The sequence below is a fragment of the Niastella caeni genome (genome assembly GCF_004834005.1).
Classification (GTDB): domain Bacteria; phylum Bacteroidota; class Bacteroidia; order Chitinophagales; family Chitinophagaceae; genus Niastella; species Niastella caeni.
In genome coordinates this window covers 242,403-258,523 of the sequence record NZ_STFF01000009.1, presented here as the reverse complement: position 1 = coordinate 258,523, position 16,121 = coordinate 242,403, and the positions used below count along the sequence as shown (strand labels likewise).

Genomic DNA, 16,121 nt, shown 5'->3' with positions numbered 1-16,121 from the left:
ACGCTTCGGCTGAAGCTTTTAATGCCAAAATCAAGGCTTTCAGAGCCTCGGCAAGGGGTGTTCGAGATATTAATTTCTTCTTATTCAGACTCCAGAAAATCTATGCCTAAACAAATCAATCCCCCAAAAATTTCACTTGATCCAGTCTTAATGCTCCATTAAACAATCAAGCGGCGATAGAATTTTTATCACTTTTTACAACTTTCCGCAGTTCATCTTGCAAAAACCCTTTCAGGCTTAAATCTTCATCTAATAAAGGCCAATGAATGCCGATACATCTCCAACTAATTCGTATTGTATCAATTGAGATTTTTCTGCACTCTTTAATAATTTATAAGAGGATATATTTTGACTTAATACGGCTTTCGTATTTGAGTAAATTGTCATTAGATCTAATTCAGGATGGAAATCAACAGCTTTAATGCGTAATCCTTCTTTGATAATTAAATTATTTATAGCATCGAATTGTTTATTTGCCGAAGCATTCATTCCATTTCTTTTTAAAATTTTCAGAATGTGCGTGAACTATTTCTAAAATATCTTTTTGTTCTGCATTGGAAAAACCAAGTAAGTAATCTGTTTCAATGGATGATTCTAACCAGATTTTCCATAAGCATCACCCTTGGCTATGTGAACGAACGTGGATCGGCTCATCATTTTCATTGCTGTAAAAGAAAAATCTTATGCCATTTAGCAGTAACAGTGTAGGCATCTAATTCAAATTTAAAGCTAAAAACCCTAGTTCCTATTTGTATAAAATATCCGAATGATACAAAGATATGAAAAACAATAATTTGTAGGTTTAGTGAAAGTTCAGAATCAATACAAAGGGTATTATTCAGGGTTGACGTGAAAACTTTAAGCTTTTTGCTATATTAACATTAGTAATAGGAATGCAATCAGAAATAAAAGATACCTTTAACCGTTGTACCCTAAAATCCCTAACCATGTCTAAAGTCATCTTCAATAATAAAAATGCGGTCTTCTTCCAGTCATTGAAATTGGCTATAGACAAGTATTTTCAGGAGAAAGAATTAAAAAAAACAGGGAACTGGAAATTGTATTCCAAAACAATTATTTTGATTGCGGCTGCTATTGCATTATACCTCACCGCAGTTAGTTTTTCCCTCCCAATAATAACAACGATCTTAATTGGCAGCGTTTTGGGATTTTTATCTGCCTGCATAGGATTTAATGTAATGCATGATGCCAACCATGGCAGCTATTCTTCTAAGAACTGGGTAAATGATACGTTGGGTTTAACGTTAAACGCCCTGGGCGGAAATAGTTTTATCTGGCGGCATAAACATAACATCATTCACCACACCTATCCAAATGTTGATGGCGTTGATGATGATATTGCCAAAACACCTTTTATAAGAATGTGCAGCTCGCAGCAGTGGGTGCCCATGCACAGGATACAGCATTTATATACGCCCGTATTGTATGCTATCAGTTCTATGATCTGGATCCTGTTCCAGGACTTTGAAAAATATTTCAAAAGAAAAGTACACACAACTGACCTGCAGAAAATGAAAACAAAAGATCATCTTGTTTTCTGGATCAGTAAACTGTTGTATCTATTCTTTTATATCGCGTTACCCATATTGCTTACCGGCTGGCAACAATGGTTGGTGTTCTTTTTAAGTTTGCACATTGGATTAGGATTTACGCTGGCCATCGTATTTCAGTTGGCTCACGTAGTGGAAGAAACGGAGTTTACCTTTGCGCCTTTGAACGAAACAACGGTCATAGAAAATGAATGGGCCATTCACCAATTAAAAACTACTTCTAACTTTTCACCCAATAACAAAGTGATCTCCTGGTTTGCCGGTGGTTTGAATTACCAGGTAGAGCATCATCTCTTTCCCCGGATCAGTCATATACATTATCCGGCGTTGAGTAAAATAGTAAAAGAAAAATGCGAAGAATTTAATGTTCCTTATAATAGCATTCCTTCATTGAACCGTGCTGTTAAATCGCATTTCCGTTTTATCAAATCGTTAGGTAAAAAGCCGTTAGCTGTGTAGCGGTTTACTGGCAGTAACAAAGTAATCCAGGCAATTTTCTGACAGCTCATCACGGTAAAAGTCGTCATAGTTGATGCCGGCCGTAATGTCGGGCGCTTTTCGGGCAAGGGAAAAGCGATTGTAGTTATTGAGCACACTGTAAACACCTTTCAACAGGAAAGCGGGCAGCCGGTGCTGCAAGTTGAGAACATCAAACCGGGTAATGCGTTCTATTGCTCTTCTATTCTCTTCATAATACTTCATCACTACATCATTGCCATATATGCCGTTTAAAGTATATGCATCAAAATGACTGGCGATCAATTGCTGCATTTGAACAGGAAGATATTCCCTGATGTGGAAAGGATTTCTGGTTAACGAGGTTAATTTGTTAGGCGTGGTGAGAAATAAAGTGCCTCCGGGTTTCAATACTCTTTTTATTTCATCAAGCAGGCGATGGTCATTTTTTATATGTTCAATTACCTGGAAGCATATTACAGTATCGAATGCGTTGTCCTTAATGTCATACAGAAAGGGAAGGTGACATTGCTTAAATAATACCTTATTGTTAAATGAAACGCCTTGGGGCTTTTTCTTATCAACCGCCATATACAGGTCTGCATGCGGGCTTAATAATTCCATACCATACCCTTCGCCGCAACCCAGTTCAAGTACATGTTTGCCTGCTACATGATACTTCAGGATAGCCTGGTAGGCAAACAGATGGCGCTGAAAAACATAATTATTGATGTACGAAAGATTGTTGGTACGTTCGGTAGTTTTCAGTAATGCTATCATTGCTTATTAATTGATATACACTACTGATACACGTTATTCAACAAATACCCTTATTTCGGGTCGAAAAAATTAATGTTATAAAAGATGCCTGCCTGAAATCCTATCCATGATTTAGTGCTTTGCGCAGCGTTTACTGAATAAGTATCTTTGATCGTATAAATGGGTTTCAGCAGATCGAATCTTTGATCAACAAAGGCGGCTGTAAATCCTGGCGCTTTCATTTCACCATTGCGGTAAAAAGTTAATTTCATAATATTCAACACTGGTCCGAATTGAATAGAAAACCGGCTGTTTAATTTGACTTCACCTATCAGTGCAGCCCTATGTAACCTGGTTTTAAATTCGTACCGTTCTCCTGCGGTATCCCATTTTGCTAACAATTTTCCTGTGGTTAACTGAAGATGTAATTTCCATTGATCGGATAAAGGAACGGAACCACCCACACCATACCTAAACATTGAGACATTGAAGTTACTACTCCATGAGGCGATGCCATATAGGTAGGGCAACCCGAGTTGTATGGTGGGATTGAAATAGAAAAGATCATCCACAGTAATTCCAGGTTTTGCAAAAAGATCTCTTGTAAATGGTTGTTTTTCTTTCTTGCTTTTATTGGTAGTAGTTGGCTGATTGTTATTGGTTGTTGAGCGTTTGCGGATTTGTCGCGGGTTTTTTACTGTGTTCTGGTTGGCTGTAGTATCAATAACAGGCTTTAATGTATCAATTGCCAGTGGCTGGGAAGAAACGGGATCAATAGTGGTTATAACTGGTATTGTATCAACAACGGGCGCGGGGTTATTAACCAGCACCGGTTTCCCGTTTGCCGTGTCAGGCAATTTAATAACCGACTGTTTTGTATTCTTATCCGGTGTAACAACCTTCTTGTTCGTTACAGAGCGTTTGGGTAATGACGAAGGTTTTTTTGAAATATGGGATACATGAGGAGAATGAGCATTATTTTCTTTTCGTTTAGCCGGTGGGGGATTATCGAGCAGGATAATATGATCACCCAGCACGGCATAATAAACACCTGTATTTTGCTTTATTTCCTGCAACAAACCGGCAATCGTTGGCGTATTTTTTTTTAAACGAATGTATTTTGATGCAGGGAACTTGCGGGTATTAATAGAGAATTTTGCACCTGTTTGTTTTTTGATCAGCCGAAGCAGGGAATCCAGTTTTATATTATTGGCCGGCACCACTACTTTCTTTTGCAGGTTAATAGCGCCTTGCTGTGCATTGCCTGCCTGGCCGATCGTTATCAGGCACATAATCAAATATATACTGACCAATAGTTTCTTATTACGTACAACTGTTGCCACTTATATACACGGTTTTATGTTCAATACGGTATTCTATATTCAACGTCATCGCCAATACGTCAAAAATATATTCTATAGATTTATTATCGAAAGAACTGCTCATGGTGCAGGCTTCCAGGTGCTTATTGGTAATTATTATTTTTATGTCATATGCTTTTTGTAACTGATCAATGATCTCTTTTAAGGTCGCGTTCTCAAAATTGAAAACTTTGGTGGCGTAGCCTATTTCGTTCAGGTTGTACCTGTTTAGCAAAGAAAAAAGTTGTTTACGAATATTGTAAATCCCTTTTTCTCCGGCCTGTACGGTTATACTGTCGGAATTGTTCAGCATGCGCACAATGCCTGTTTTTACAGCCACTTCAATGGTCTCGTTCGTATTGCGAACATTGAACGAAGTACCGATCACTTTTATGTGTATAGGGCCGGTGGTTATGATGAACGGTTTTGACGGATTGGCCATTACCGAAAACCAGGCTTCGCCGTTTAATTGTATTTCTCTTTTGTTGTTGGTAAATTGATCGGGATACCGCAATGACGAATAACTGTTTATGATAGCTGTTGAGCCATCGGGCAAGGTATCGTGGAGGATTGTTTGTTGTGTTTGACGGGTTAGGGCAATTGTGTTCTTAGATTGATCCTTTTTTGAAAGAGTAAGATACAAAAACGCAGCGCCAGCTATAAGTACAATGCTGGCTGCAATTTTGGTCACAACTGATATTCTTTTTAACGGATATATTTTGGGTTGAGGCCTTTGCGGGAATTGATCTTTTATCTGCTGAAAAAATGCTGCTTTATCTGGCAAAATACACTTTTCTTCAGAAGCCAGGTTGCTCCATACGTTGCTGATCTGTTCAAATAGCTGCTTGTTGGCAGGCGATACCGTTAGCCATTCTTCCAGCGCAATGGCTTCCGCTGGCGATGCTTCACCGGATAAATATCTGCCCAACAGCAGGTAATCAACGTCGGTATGGTTTTTATTATTCATCTTATTGGGTTAGGAGTAGGACTAACAAGATCAAAACTTCAGATAGCTTTTCCCGTAATATTTTAAGTGCTTTTCCGATCTGTGCTTCTACTGTTTTAACAGATAGGTTCAATTCCTCCGCTATTTCGGCATACTTCTTTTTCTCAAACCTGCTTTTTAGAAAAATTAATTTGCATTGGGGTGGCAGACTTTCCAGGGCTTCAGTGATCAATGCAACGTTTTCCCTGCTTGTCAACGCATCATTAAAAACGTGCGGTATAGATTGGTGATTTTGAATATATGCCGTTCTCACTTTCTCATGCCTTTTTACATTCAGACAATAATGGAAAACCGAAGTATATAAATAAGATTGCATGGATTGCTGTTCATCGATGCTGGCCCGTTTCTCCCAAAGTTTTACAAACACTGCCTGAACGGCATCTTTAGCGTCGTCGTTATTTTTTAGCAGGGTAAAGGCATAGCGGTACAACCCTTCAAAACAGGATTGAAAGTATCTTTCTACGACTGCCGTCAGTCTGTTATCATTGTTTATTATGCCATCGTGCAGGTCCAAGCCCGATAAAATCCCCCTTTATGATAAAATTTTATAGTATTACACGCAGAGCTGCAAATACCCTTATGCGTAAGCTACATTTTTTTTTCGGCGTAGACGAGAATAAACAAATAAGATGCCCGGAATCAACAACAGCGGGAGAAGCCAGTAATTCTTTTTTTTCGATTGTACGGCAGGTAGGGCAACTTTTTGCAGGTGCCCGCTGTATACAAATCCGGCCCAATAATAGGGCAATTGCAGCAGGGCATTTTCATGCTCACTTTGCAACCACTCTTTTTTTGCGTTATGTAGGGCGCGGGCGATATCGGGTTGTTGATCTAGCTGCTCATAAAAGCGTTGCATCAGGGCAATGGCCGTTTTATCATTCACATTCCATAAACCTGATATTACGCCGCCGGCGCCGGCCGCGGTGAACTCCCGGCTTATGCTGTTGAGCCCTTCACCTTCGAGCAACAGGCCGTCGGCTGTTTTGCAAGCGCTTAACACTACCAGTGCGGGTGCAAAATGTTTGTACCGGAGTTCGAATAAATAAAAGGGTTTATCGTACAGCTGCAGGTAGGGGAAAGAATCGGAAGCCGCTGAAACAGCATGGGTGCTAATGTGAAGGATACCGGTAGAATCGGTTATACTGTTAAAGGTGTTCCAGGTGGCAGTTGCATTAGTATAATACCTGCCGGTTATTTTTTTGCTCAAAGTATTGTATTCCTCATCTATTGACAGGGCAACCTGTTGTGCATGCTGTCCCTTTGAAACGAAGAAACCGGTGAACGCGGCTGCATTATATTGTGCAGTTTGCTGTACGTGCCAGGTGGCCAGTGAATAGGCCTGTGATAAGGAAACCTGTTTGCAAAGAAAGGGCCATTGGCGGTAATTGTTTTGATAGGCGGAACCGGTGAGCAATGCATCAAATGGCAGGTAATTAAACATGCCATCCGGTATCAGCACATAATGCCGGTCTTTTTTCCACGCCCTGTTATTGAAAGTAGCCTGGTAAATGCCATAACAGGCTGAATAAAATTGGCGTGGCTCGTTCAACATGGCCGATGCACCATTGGCAAACCAACGATGCATGAAGGCGGGAATTTCCTCATGTAATGCTTGGCTTGCTGAAATAACCTGTATCGATTGAATGCCTTTATTATCCAGTTCAATAATAAAACTGCTATCACCACCCGCTACGAATTCAAGCATGGTTACGCTGTCAGGAATTTGAAGCATGAAGTTATACAGCGATTCTACGGTAAGCGCGTTGGCGTCGTTCATGGCCTGGAAGGACTGCTGTTTTATTTTTTTATTCAACAACGAAAGATCATATTCTGCCTGCTGTAACAGCGTACTAATATTCTTATTGTCTTTTCTGTTTAGCAACTCATGCTGATAATAGAGAATGGCCTGTTGTAGTTGCCTGCATTGCCTGAATAGAGAATCGGTTGATGAAGCTATACCAGATACCTGCATGCGTGACCGGCGTTCATCCATTAACACCTGAGCCCGCGACATTTCGGTGATCAACAGGAGCTGATCTAAAAATTTCGTTTCACCCGTTTGCTTCCATAAGTTGTAGGCCAGTTTAGTGGCTGCTTCCACCCGCGACCGGCTTTCAGACACTTCCCGCAACTTTGACTCGGCATAAAAGAATTCTTTTCTGAGTTTTCCCGTTGCTACAAACGCGCTTATATAATGTTGTAAGGCATCCTGTGGTTGATTAAGTTGAATGAGGGCTGCTGCTTTTCCACACAATGCATCTGTGAGGGTGTTCTCGCTGTATAACGCATTTGCTGAAGGAACTGCGTTGATGGCATAATGCTCCCAGGCTGGGATCATTAACACCAGCGCTTGCTGGTAATACCTGAGCGCCTGTGTTGCCTGGCCTGTTTTAATATTAATATCACCGAGCAACACATGCACTTTGGCTTTTTCGCGTTGCCTTGTTACAGGAAAGTGCTGCTGGAATATTTGTAATGCCTTTTCTGCATAATCAGCCGCCTTGCGATATTGTTGTTTTTGCACCGCAATCTTTGCGGCTACCTGTAGCGCCCCCGAATACCAATATAATGCGGATGCGTCGTGTTGATGCTGTTGCAATTTTTTCAATGCCGCCTGGCAACTTATTTCTGCAGAATCGAATTTCTCCTGCGCGGTTAAGATGTCGGCGCGGGTACTGAGCAATAAACCATACAATGGTGTTTTAGGCGATGCATAACGAATGCCTTCCTGGCAATAAGCGGTGGCGGCAACCAGATCATCCTGCGACCTGGAACAGATGGCCATATTGCTGTAAGTAGATGCAATGAGGTTGTTATTATTGGCCTTCTGCGCCAATGACATTGTTTTCCGGTAAATGAACAGGGCGGTATTATAATCTGCCAGCCGGGTATAATTATTACCCAGCGGTTTTAATACGGTCTCAATAACGTCCGCATCTGGCAATGGATACGATTCATAAAATGCCAGCGCCGCTTCATAAGCGTTTATAGAGGCAAGAATATTCCCGGTTTGTAATTGATAATAGCCCTGCACCGACAGCAGATCGAACCAGGCCAACCGCTCATAATACGTTTTATACGTTCGCCAGGCTTCCTGTTGCGAGCGCATCAAAAAATCAATACGTGCAGTTGGATTTTGTTCCACATACTGCATGCGTTCATAGATCCACAACTCCAGGTCATCCTGCTGGCGAAAATGCGCCAGCTTTTTTGTTAATGCAGTTGGAAGAGAAAGGCTATCGGGCAACGCGTAAACCCCGCTGGCAGTTATCAGGCAATAAAAAAAAATTTGTATAACTACCTTGTGCAGGCAGCAGCTCATGGGGTTTTTAATTTGGCTAAAGATAGTTAATATAATTAGCTAATATGCTAATGGAATACGGAAGTAAGAAATAGCCCGGATTGAAATGGATTACTATTGTTTCAAAACAACTGATCAATTAAAACTTCCAGCTTGCATACAACATGATATTTTGATACGATGGATTCATGTATTGAAAAAGTCGAACACCTAAAGCCGGACCAGTTCTTACCTTTCCTAATTGTACATCTGCAAACAGGGCTCCTCTCATTGTTGTAAAAGATTTTTTCTGTTTTCCAGTCTCACCTTCAAGGGTAAAAGTTCCTGTACCATTCGGATTAGCGATCAGAGCGCGCTCGTAGCGGGTAATATTGCGGCTTATTTCACCCGATACCAGGGCGCCAACACCTGCAGAAACAAAGGATGTCAGGTTGTAACGAAGCTGTACGGGAACTACTTCAACAGATGCTACCTTTATTTTTTCATAACCTTCCCGGTACTGCACCTTATAGTTAGTTCCGTTTATAATGGTGTCGCCACCCTGCCGGCGGCCTGCAAATTGTTCAAAGGAGGGATCAGACCGCAGGAACAGTTCCCACTGAAAATATCTTTTATACGCGGCATATTCAGAAACCGTAAAACCCAGCGAATACCGTTGTGCAGCCATGCCAGCCGGCACAGAACCAAGCGTTGAACCAAATGCGAGAATAATGCCTGGTGAGATCCCTTTCCTGAAGCTGCCTGTAGAGCGGTTGGTGTAAATAGGTTCATTCTTGTCAAATACAATGGCCGCGCGACTTTGAAACGGCACCTTGTGCATCTTCTTACTAAAGCGAATGCGGTATTTTATATAACCTTTTGTAGAATCCGGATCATTTACACCATCCTGTTGTGTGCCCGGCAGGTAAATGTTGTTAAAAATAAATTGAATGCTGTCTTTGGTAACAACGGTATCAATACAGCTTTGGGTGCCCGAAGTAGTGTTGCACCAGGGACATTCGGGTTTCATGCCAACCACTTCCAAAGATGCCGTGTTCAATAAGCCCGGAATGGTTACAGTGATCGCTACTCTTTTGGCCGGTCCTTTACCTGTATTTTGGAATTGCACTTTGTATGCATTCTCCCTATTCTTTCCGGTAAAGCGATAGTTGAGTTTTTTGTTCTTTAACATCATGCGGTTGGGATCGTGCGATGCTACCACCTGCATTTCCAGATTGAATTTCTCCATGTCCATGGAAGGATCATCGGGAACAAATAAGCCGGAGATCGTAACAACTGCATTGGTATCGCTGATCATTTCAGGCAGGGTGTTGATGGTTAAGAACATGAATTGTTCTTCTCCCTTTTCAACATTGTTTATTCGCCAGATGGTATGCTTACGAAAGCTGTTCATTTCCTGCTTTATCTGTTGCATCATTTGTCGCCTGTCGGCGGTTGGCGTATTGGTACCCGCTGCAACGGTGAATATTCCTTTGGAATTGATTGCCTGTTCTTCTATCAAATCTGAATTGGGCAGCCAGGCCATCATCGACTCCAGGCTGATGGTTTTTTCCTGGTGATAGCTTCGGGTTTCTGAAATGTCAAAACAGTTTTGATTGAATTGCTTTTCGTTGTACAGCAACATCACTGAGCCACTGATGGGCGCAGCGGTATTGCTTTTATTGCGATAGCCGATCAACAGCACCATATCTTCTCCCGGCTTCGGCATCTGATTCGATTTTATTTCAAGCGACCCCTCACCGGTAAAAAAAACTGGTTTTTTATTTTCAGCCAGCATCGAGCGGTTGTTTACCCGAACGCGGCGAGGCCGGGTGTTCGGCTTTTTACCATCGTCGTAATTATTCGTAGCATATAAGCGTACATCATAGTCGCCGGTATCCTTATAAATATGAACGGGATTTTTTTCGAAGCTGTAACTGCCATCGCCAAATTCCCAGAAGTAGGAGTAGAAAGAAGCAGGTGCACCTGCTATTTGTCGCAGCGGGCGTAAGGATGCATCAAATTTCACCTGGTTATTATCAACCTGCGGGTTGATCTCTGCAGCGGCCGTATCATTTACCTGTGCCTGGGCAGCGCCCATCATACATAACAACAGCATTAGCAATAACAGGGGTTTGTATGATGTCATAATTCGAACAATTTTATAAATGTAATTAATTGTACTTAAAAAACCCGGCCGGCTGAGCCGACCGGGAGCGTACGGATTAATTGTAAAAGCCCCAATTTAAATGGTTGCGAGGAAAGCGTCTACTTCGGCTTGTGTTGCCTTATGAACCGGCGCATCGATGTGCATGTTGGCGCCGATGGTTATTGACTGTGTGCCAAACTGAATGTAACCGTCGCTGTCTTTTCCAAGAATGATCAGGTCTGCCTGTAAGCCAATAGGCAATGAGTTTTGATACGATTGGAATTTTTGTGACGTAAAATCAAAAGGCAGGGTAATTACGGTAGCAATATTTTTGAATACCAGCATTACCTGCAAGTCGGTTACCTGGTTATTATCCTGGAAAGAAGGCAAAGCGGTAATGGTAGTTTTTGGATTAGGATCACTGTAGAAACGATCGCAGTTAACCCAGGAAAAAGAAGGTAACGAAAAAGTATAGCTGTTAGGACCATTGCCAAAAGGATAGTAAGGTGCTGGTGCCCAGGTAAAAGGACTTTGTTGTTGATTGCCACCGCCGGTAGCGCCGCCGCCTTGTTGTCTTTTATCCTGTACAAATAACCCCATATCGCGGTTATTCATTACTTTAGGAATTTCAACGCGGGCGCCATCGTTTTGAAGTGCTGGATTAAGGCGAAGATCAACGCCATCTTTCTGGGCTTTAACCAGTATTTCTCCGCCCGATTCGAGTAACTGGCCATTCGATTCGGTCATTACGCCGGAGAACAGTACATCTTTTTTGCTTAATACTTCTTTCAGGGTAACAGTTACATTTCCGGTTACCGGATTACCGCTGCCGTCAACGAAGGCATTGGCTATAAAAGTAACCTTGGTGCCTTTTTCACCGGTGATGGTAAACCCTGTGCCGGCATTACCGGTGAAGGATTGTTGCTTAATAGCATGCGAAGCCATGAAATCATCGGCTTTTGCATAGTTGGGGGAGCTTTTGTCTTTTTTGCAAGCGGTTATTGATACAATGGCTGTAGTCAATATAGCGGCTGATAATAAAGCTTTCATAATAAATAGTTTTTTTGATATGGCCTACTCTTTTGGGGCTTTTCGGCATCCGCCCGTGGTCGTTTCAGAAGTATATCAACAGGTGTGTTTTTTTGTTACCCCCTTTATTGCAGAATTTTTTTTGGGTAGTATATTTGATGGGTGCAACAGGTTGGTGGAGGTATGGTTGTCATTCACTTATAATTGATTTATATAGCTACTGTTATTCATACCGATCAGCGTTTCATTACTGCTTTGCTGCAAAATGATGTAATTATTGTGCGGGAGATCTACACGAAATATGCCGGCAAGATCAGGCATTATATCATGGCCAATAGCGGTAATGAAGACGATGCCGCCGATATTTTCCAGGAGGCACTAATAGATATATATAACCAGGCAAAAAGTAAGCAACTGCAATTGACCTGTCCGTTTGAGCCCTTCCTTTTATTGATCTGTAAAAGAAAATGGTTAAATCTTTTGAAAAAAAGAGGGCGGGAGCCGGTAACAAAAGACGCGGAGGACGTATCTATAGGGGAGGATGTATTTGCCCTGGCCGAACAAATGCAGCAAAGCGATAAGCGCATGCAGGTATTTTTGCAATGTTTTGAAAAACTGGGCGATGGCTGTAAAGACATCATTAAAAAATGCCTGGGTGGTGACGATCAGGCATTGATCGCGGAGCAATTAAAGGTAACCTATGGGTACCTGCGTAAAAAGAAAAGTGAATGTATGGCGGCCTTAACTAAAATGATTCATTCACAATTACCCGAATGGAAATAAATTATGAATACGTTCAACGATATAGCGCGGTATGCTGAAGGCGAAATGACGGCTGATGAACGATCAGCATTCGAAACCGCTTTGGCTTCGGACGAGTCACTGCGCCGGCACCTGGCTTTATACCAGGAAGTGCATGGTTCTATGAAACAGTATTTCAGTGCCGATGAACAACGCGATCAATTGCAGGGTACCATGCAATCGCTGCGTGGCGAATTCTTTAGCGCTGCTTCGCAACCTGCGAAAGTAGTTCCCTTTAAAAAATATCTGCGTAGCGCAGTAGCGGTGGCGGCGATTGTAATTGCCGTACTATTTATCTGGCAGCCCTGGAAGCCCGATTTGTTTAAGCAATTTTCTGAAACCAGTATGGTAACCCCTGCCGAACGGGGAAACGCTACTGACAATCTGCTGCAACAAGCTGTAGAAGCATTTAATAAAAAAGAATACGCTGCTGCAGCATCCTTATTGCAACAGGTGCAACAACAGGATACCGCCAATAGCTTTGTATATTTTTATTATGGGGTAGCATTGTTACAAACCAACCGTATGGTTGAAGCAAGGACAGTTTTTGACAAGTTATATGCCGGGCAATCGGCTTTTAAATTTGAAGCTGCTTTTTACCAGGCGCTGGGTTATTTAAAAGAAGAAAATAAAGCCCTTTGCAGGGAGTGGCTGGCAAAAATTCCTGCGGATGCGCCTAATTATAGCAAAGCGCAGGAGCTGTTTCTTGAATTGGAGTAATGAAAGTATTAATATTGTTTGATGGATCACTATAAAAAGCATTTTTCAGGCCTGGATGAACTCCGTGGAATAGCCTGTTTAATGGTTTTATTCAGTCATTTTGCCTCCTATGAAGAAATGTATGGAATTAGTGATAGCTTTTCACACCTGGCGTTTCGTAACTGGGGAATTTCAGGTCTTACGCTGTTTTTTGTTTTAAGCGGTTTTCTGATCACTTATTTATTGCTGTTCGAACAGTCAGCTGACGGTAAAATTTCGGCAGGCAAATTTTATATGCGACGTATTCTTCGAATATGGCCGGTTTATTTTGTTGTTATTTTATTAGGTCATGTGGTAGCGGTTTGGGCAACTGATTTTTTAGATCCCCTGCATACCAATGAGTCAATCAAACAACAATATACCGGGCGTACTATTTTCCTTGCATTACTATTGCCGCATGTAGTGTATTTGAAATTTTATCCTGCAAGTATTTTAACCGCCCATACATGGAGTATTGGGGTTGAGGAACAGTTTTATTGGGGATGGCCCTGGTTAATTAAATTAATCAGGAAAAGACTGATGCATGTAATGGTTGTGTTTATCGTGCTTATGTTTATTAGCGAGTTTGTATACTATTATTTTGATTTGCATAAGGAGCTACTATCGAATAAATGGATTAATATAATAAGTAAAGTAAATGCCTTTTTCTATTGGTCAAAAGCCGGTTATTTTTCTGCCGGTGGCCTGTTAGCTTATTGCTTTTTGAATGTAAAGGATGCCAGAAAATATGTTTGCCATCCACTTTGTTTTGCGTGTGCATGTTTCGGCGCTTTTATTTTTACCTATTGGCTAAAGAGTTTTATTATAGGCGGTATATTGCTGGCATGCTCATATACCATTCTTATGGGTAATGTAATATGGAAAGGAAGTCCTTTTAAAGGAGTGGCAATGCAATTACTCAGCTATGTTGGCAAGATCAGTTATGGCGTTTATATGTATCACCCGTTGGTTTTAATAAGCATGTTCGCTTTCATTCATTATTGGGGACTTACTATTGGTAGCTCTTTTTCCCATCTTTTTATATTTCTTATTGGAATTTCGATCGTTATTTTTGTTGCATCCGTTTCCTATAAGTATTTAGAGCTTCCTTTTTTACGCTTTCGTTCCAGGTACAGGTAAATACCCGATCTGGTTGCAATTATTTGCATCTATGCACGCATCCATTTTATCATATGCGGATAAGAAGAAACGTTTAAACGCCGGGCATTTTTTTCATTGGCTGTTAACCCGATTTTCTCCAACATGGCAAGGCCAATATAACTTTTCATGCGGCAACTATCTGTTATATAATCCCGGCCGTTTCGATATCCTTGTTCATGAAAAACAAAAAAAGGATCAATATCTAAATGCATGCAGGCTGCATACGACCAGGCAATCGCCATGATCTCTTCGGCTTCCCGGTTCTTTCTATTAATGATCCCTTTTTCTGACAAACCCGGCCTGTCTATCGCAGGAACAACTGCAATGTGGCCTGCCTCGTGTAAAATATCGCCGGGGTGCTCCAGTGCATCTTTGTCGATGATGATCATTCCTTTATTAATTAAAAGACCAGGTAGGAAACTTTTATTGCCGATCTTTCTGAAGGTAGTCTCAATTCCAATATTATTCAGGAATTCAATACATTGTTCAAACACGGCCCATTCGTCAAATTCATTATCGTTCATTAACTGGGGTGGCTTTTAAGAGCTGTAAACGGTGAAGATATAACATCTTCTTACATTACTGCACTTTCTTCCTGCATGGCTACTACACGCAGCGGATTTTTAACCGCTCTGGCTTTTCTTTTTTTTCTTCCCACCAGGTAAATTAATAAACCAGTGATTGGTAAACTAAAGGCTACGATAGCGGCAATCAATGCAATTATTTGCGTAGGCCAACCGTACAGTCTTCCGGTATGAATAGGATAAACCATTCTACGCACTTTGGTACCGGTGGAAGCATTTTTAAACAGGGTTTCTTTTAAGAGACGGCCAGTGCCTTTTTCAAAGTATAGCACATCGGCAATGTTATATACAGAAGCTTCATGGTTCATTTTGTTAACCGTAATTGCAAGACTATCCTTTTCTGGCAATGTCATTGTTATGCGACCATTATAAGGCAGTTTGTTGTTCGCCTGTTGGTATATCGATTCGTAATAACCTGCCGCGATCGGTTGCTTTACGATGTTTGCGGGCGCTTCATTTTTCTTCATCGGCTTGCCATCGAACAATAAGTAGATGGCGTTATTAAACCAGGAATATGACCAGGTAAGTCCGGTAATGGCAATTGCAAATAAAACAATGTGTACATAAAAGCCGCCTACTGCATGCAGGTCCCAGTTCAACCGTTTCCATTTAGAAGACCATGCAATGCGGGTACGTTGTTTCAGCATTTGCCAGCGTTTGGGCCACCACAATACAAGACCCGTAATGATCATGATCACAAAAATGAGACAGGACGTACCGGTAATGGCTTTTCCTGCATCATTCATGCACAGATGACGGTGCAGGTTCAATACAACACCGAAAAAGCTTTTGTTATAATTCACGCCTTCAATCACTTTTCCTGTATACGGGTTAACCGCAATATTCCAGGTTTGTCCTTTGCCTTTTTGGGCCCTGAACACGATCGAACGATCGGGTGCTTTGGTTTCTATATAAATACGGCTGATCCTTAGCGCAGGGTTATACGCTGCTGCTCCATGATACAGGCTGTCAACGGGCAGGCGTTGCGCATTTTGCGGCACAGGTACAAAATAAAAGTCATGGTTAGCCCATTCATCCAACTCATCTTCAAAAACCAACAGGATGCCGGTACCGGCCACTATTAATACCACCAGTCCTGTTGCCAATCCCAACCATAAATGCAGTTTGCCAAAAATCTGTTTCAACGTCATTGCTTGTTAAAAATAAAAAAAAGAAGCCCCGATCGTGTCAGGACTTCCACTAATCAGAGCCTTAACACCTGGATG

15 protein-coding genes are annotated in these 16,121 nt (G+C 41.6%); 5 read left to right on the top strand and 10 right to left on the bottom strand.

What is annotated here, in order from left to right; all coding sequences use genetic code 11:
• A partial coding sequence (locus tag FAM09_RS31460; protein WP_136580076.1) for a transposase occupies positions 1-110 on the top strand: 110 nt, incomplete at its 5' end.
• Between the two features lie 139 nt (positions 111-249).
• Here FAM09_RS31460 and FAM09_RS25930 read toward each other — a convergent pair.
• The gene (locus FAM09_RS25930) at positions 250-489 is read right to left on the bottom strand and encodes a hypothetical protein (protein ID WP_136580075.1); all 240 of its coding nucleotides are present in this window, start codon (positions 487-489) and stop codon (positions 250-252) included.
• Positions 490-947: 458 nt separating this feature from the next.
• Between FAM09_RS25930 and FAM09_RS25920 the strand changes: the two genes are divergently transcribed.
• Positions 948-2,030 (top strand): fatty acid desaturase family protein, encoded by a 1,083-nt coding sequence (locus tag FAM09_RS25920; RefSeq protein WP_136580074.1) that lies wholly within the window; start codon positions 948-950, stop codon positions 2,028-2,030.
• On the opposite strand, the gene FAM09_RS25915 is transcribed toward FAM09_RS25920, so the two are convergent.
• The 7 genes from FAM09_RS25915 to FAM09_RS25885 form a co-directional block, all read right to left on the bottom strand.
• Positions 2,019-2,807 (bottom strand): class I SAM-dependent methyltransferase, encoded by a 789-nt coding sequence (locus FAM09_RS25915; RefSeq protein WP_136580073.1) that lies wholly within the window; start codon positions 2,805-2,807, stop codon positions 2,019-2,021. The two genes, FAM09_RS25920 and FAM09_RS25915, sit on opposite strands and share 12 nt — an antisense overlap.
• 50 nt (positions 2,808-2,857) lie before the next feature.
• Complete coding sequence (locus tag FAM09_RS25910; protein WP_136580072.1) at positions 2,858-4,078, bottom strand: hypothetical protein; 1,221 nt, start codon at positions 4,076-4,078, stop codon at positions 2,858-2,860.
• Positions 4,079-4,109: 31 nt separating this feature from the next.
• The gene (locus FAM09_RS25905) at positions 4,110-5,114 is read right to left on the bottom strand and encodes a FecR domain-containing protein (RefSeq protein WP_136580071.1); all 1,005 of its coding nucleotides are present in this window, start codon (positions 5,112-5,114) and stop codon (positions 4,110-4,112) included.
• A 1-nt stretch (position 5,115) separates the two neighbouring features.
• Positions 5,116-5,667: an RNA polymerase sigma-70 factor gene (locus FAM09_RS25900; protein ID WP_166437271.1), complete on the bottom strand. Its 552-nt coding sequence runs from the start codon at positions 5,665-5,667 to the stop codon at positions 5,116-5,118.
• A 63-nt stretch (positions 5,668-5,730) separates the two neighbouring features.
• Complete coding sequence (locus FAM09_RS25895) at positions 5,731-8,475, bottom strand: CHAT domain-containing protein (RefSeq protein WP_136580069.1); 2,745 nt, start codon at positions 8,473-8,475, stop codon at positions 5,731-5,733.
• A gap of 118 nt (positions 8,476-8,593) precedes the next feature.
• Complete coding sequence (locus FAM09_RS25890; protein ID WP_136580068.1) at positions 8,594-10,582, bottom strand: PKD domain-containing protein; 1,989 nt, start codon at positions 10,580-10,582, stop codon at positions 8,594-8,596.
• A gap of 96 nt (positions 10,583-10,678) precedes the next feature.
• The gene (locus FAM09_RS25885; RefSeq protein WP_136580067.1) at positions 10,679-11,632 is read right to left on the bottom strand and encodes a hypothetical protein; all 954 of its coding nucleotides are present in this window, start codon (positions 11,630-11,632) and stop codon (positions 10,679-10,681) included.
• 183 nt (positions 11,633-11,815) lie between these two features.
• On the opposite strand from FAM09_RS25885, the gene FAM09_RS25880 reads away from it, so the two are divergent.
• From FAM09_RS25880 to FAM09_RS25870, 3 genes are read left to right on the top strand one after another with little or no spacing between them, the layout of a single operon-like run.
• Complete coding sequence (locus FAM09_RS25880; RefSeq protein ID WP_243751783.1) at positions 11,816-12,394, top strand: RNA polymerase sigma factor; 579 nt, start codon at positions 11,816-11,818, stop codon at positions 12,392-12,394.
• 3 nt (positions 12,395-12,397) lie between these two features.
• On the top strand, positions 12,398-13,132 hold the full coding sequence (locus FAM09_RS25875) for an anti-sigma factor (RefSeq protein WP_136580066.1): 735 nt from the start codon (positions 12,398-12,400) through the stop codon (positions 13,130-13,132).
• A gap of 21 nt (positions 13,133-13,153) precedes the next feature.
• Positions 13,154-14,290, top strand: a complete 1,137-nt coding sequence (locus FAM09_RS25870; RefSeq protein WP_136580065.1) for an acyltransferase family protein — start codon at positions 13,154-13,156, stop codon at positions 14,288-14,290.
• 29 nt (positions 14,291-14,319) lie between these two features.
• On the opposite strand, the gene FAM09_RS25865 is transcribed toward FAM09_RS25870, so the two are convergent.
• Both FAM09_RS25865 and FAM09_RS25860 read right to left on the bottom strand, forming a co-directional pair.
• The gene (locus FAM09_RS25865; RefSeq protein ID WP_136580064.1) at positions 14,320-14,835 is read right to left on the bottom strand and encodes a hypothetical protein; all 516 of its coding nucleotides are present in this window, start codon (positions 14,833-14,835) and stop codon (positions 14,320-14,322) included.
• A gap of 50 nt (positions 14,836-14,885) precedes the next feature.
• On the bottom strand, positions 14,886-16,040 hold the full coding sequence (locus FAM09_RS25860; RefSeq protein ID WP_208025658.1) for a PepSY-associated TM helix domain-containing protein: 1,155 nt from the start codon (positions 16,038-16,040) through the stop codon (positions 14,886-14,888).
• Between the last annotated feature and the right edge of the window lie 81 nt (positions 16,041-16,121).

Bases quoted from the DNA above. Each gene is read 5' to 3' on its own strand.
- FAM09_RS25930 (WP_136580075.1), bottom strand. From the start codon at position 489: ATGAATGCTTCGGCAAATAAACAATTCGATGCTATAAATAATTTAATT.
- FAM09_RS25920 (WP_136580074.1), top strand. From the start codon at position 948: ATGTCTAAAGTCATCTTCAATAATAAAAATGCGGTCTTCTTCCAGTCA.
- FAM09_RS25915 (WP_136580073.1), bottom strand. From the start codon at position 2,807: ATGATAGCATTACTGAAAACTACCGAACGTACCAACAATCTTTCGTAC.
- FAM09_RS25910 (WP_136580072.1), bottom strand. From the start codon at position 4,078: ATGTGCCTGATAACGATCGGCCAGGCAGGCAATGCACAGCAAGGCGCT.
- FAM09_RS25905 (WP_136580071.1), bottom strand. From the start codon at position 5,114: ATGAATAATAAAAACCATACCGACGTTGATTACCTGCTGTTGGGCAGA.
- FAM09_RS25895 (WP_136580069.1), bottom strand. From the start codon at position 8,475: ATGAGCTGCTGCCTGCACAAGGTAGTTATACAAATTTTTTTTTATTGC.
- FAM09_RS25890 (WP_136580068.1), bottom strand. From the start codon at position 10,582: ATGACATCATACAAACCCCTGTTATTGCTAATGCTGTTGTTATGTATG.
- FAM09_RS25885 (WP_136580067.1), bottom strand. From the start codon at position 11,632: ATGAAAGCTTTATTATCAGCCGCTATATTGACTACAGCCATTGTATCA.
- FAM09_RS25875 (WP_136580066.1), top strand. From the start codon at position 12,398: ATGAATACGTTCAACGATATAGCGCGGTATGCTGAAGGCGAAATGACG.
- FAM09_RS25870 (WP_136580065.1), top strand. From the start codon at position 13,154: ATGGATCACTATAAAAAGCATTTTTCAGGCCTGGATGAACTCCGTGGA.
- FAM09_RS25865 (WP_136580064.1), bottom strand. From the start codon at position 14,835: ATGAACGATAATGAATTTGACGAATGGGCCGTGTTTGAACAATGTATT.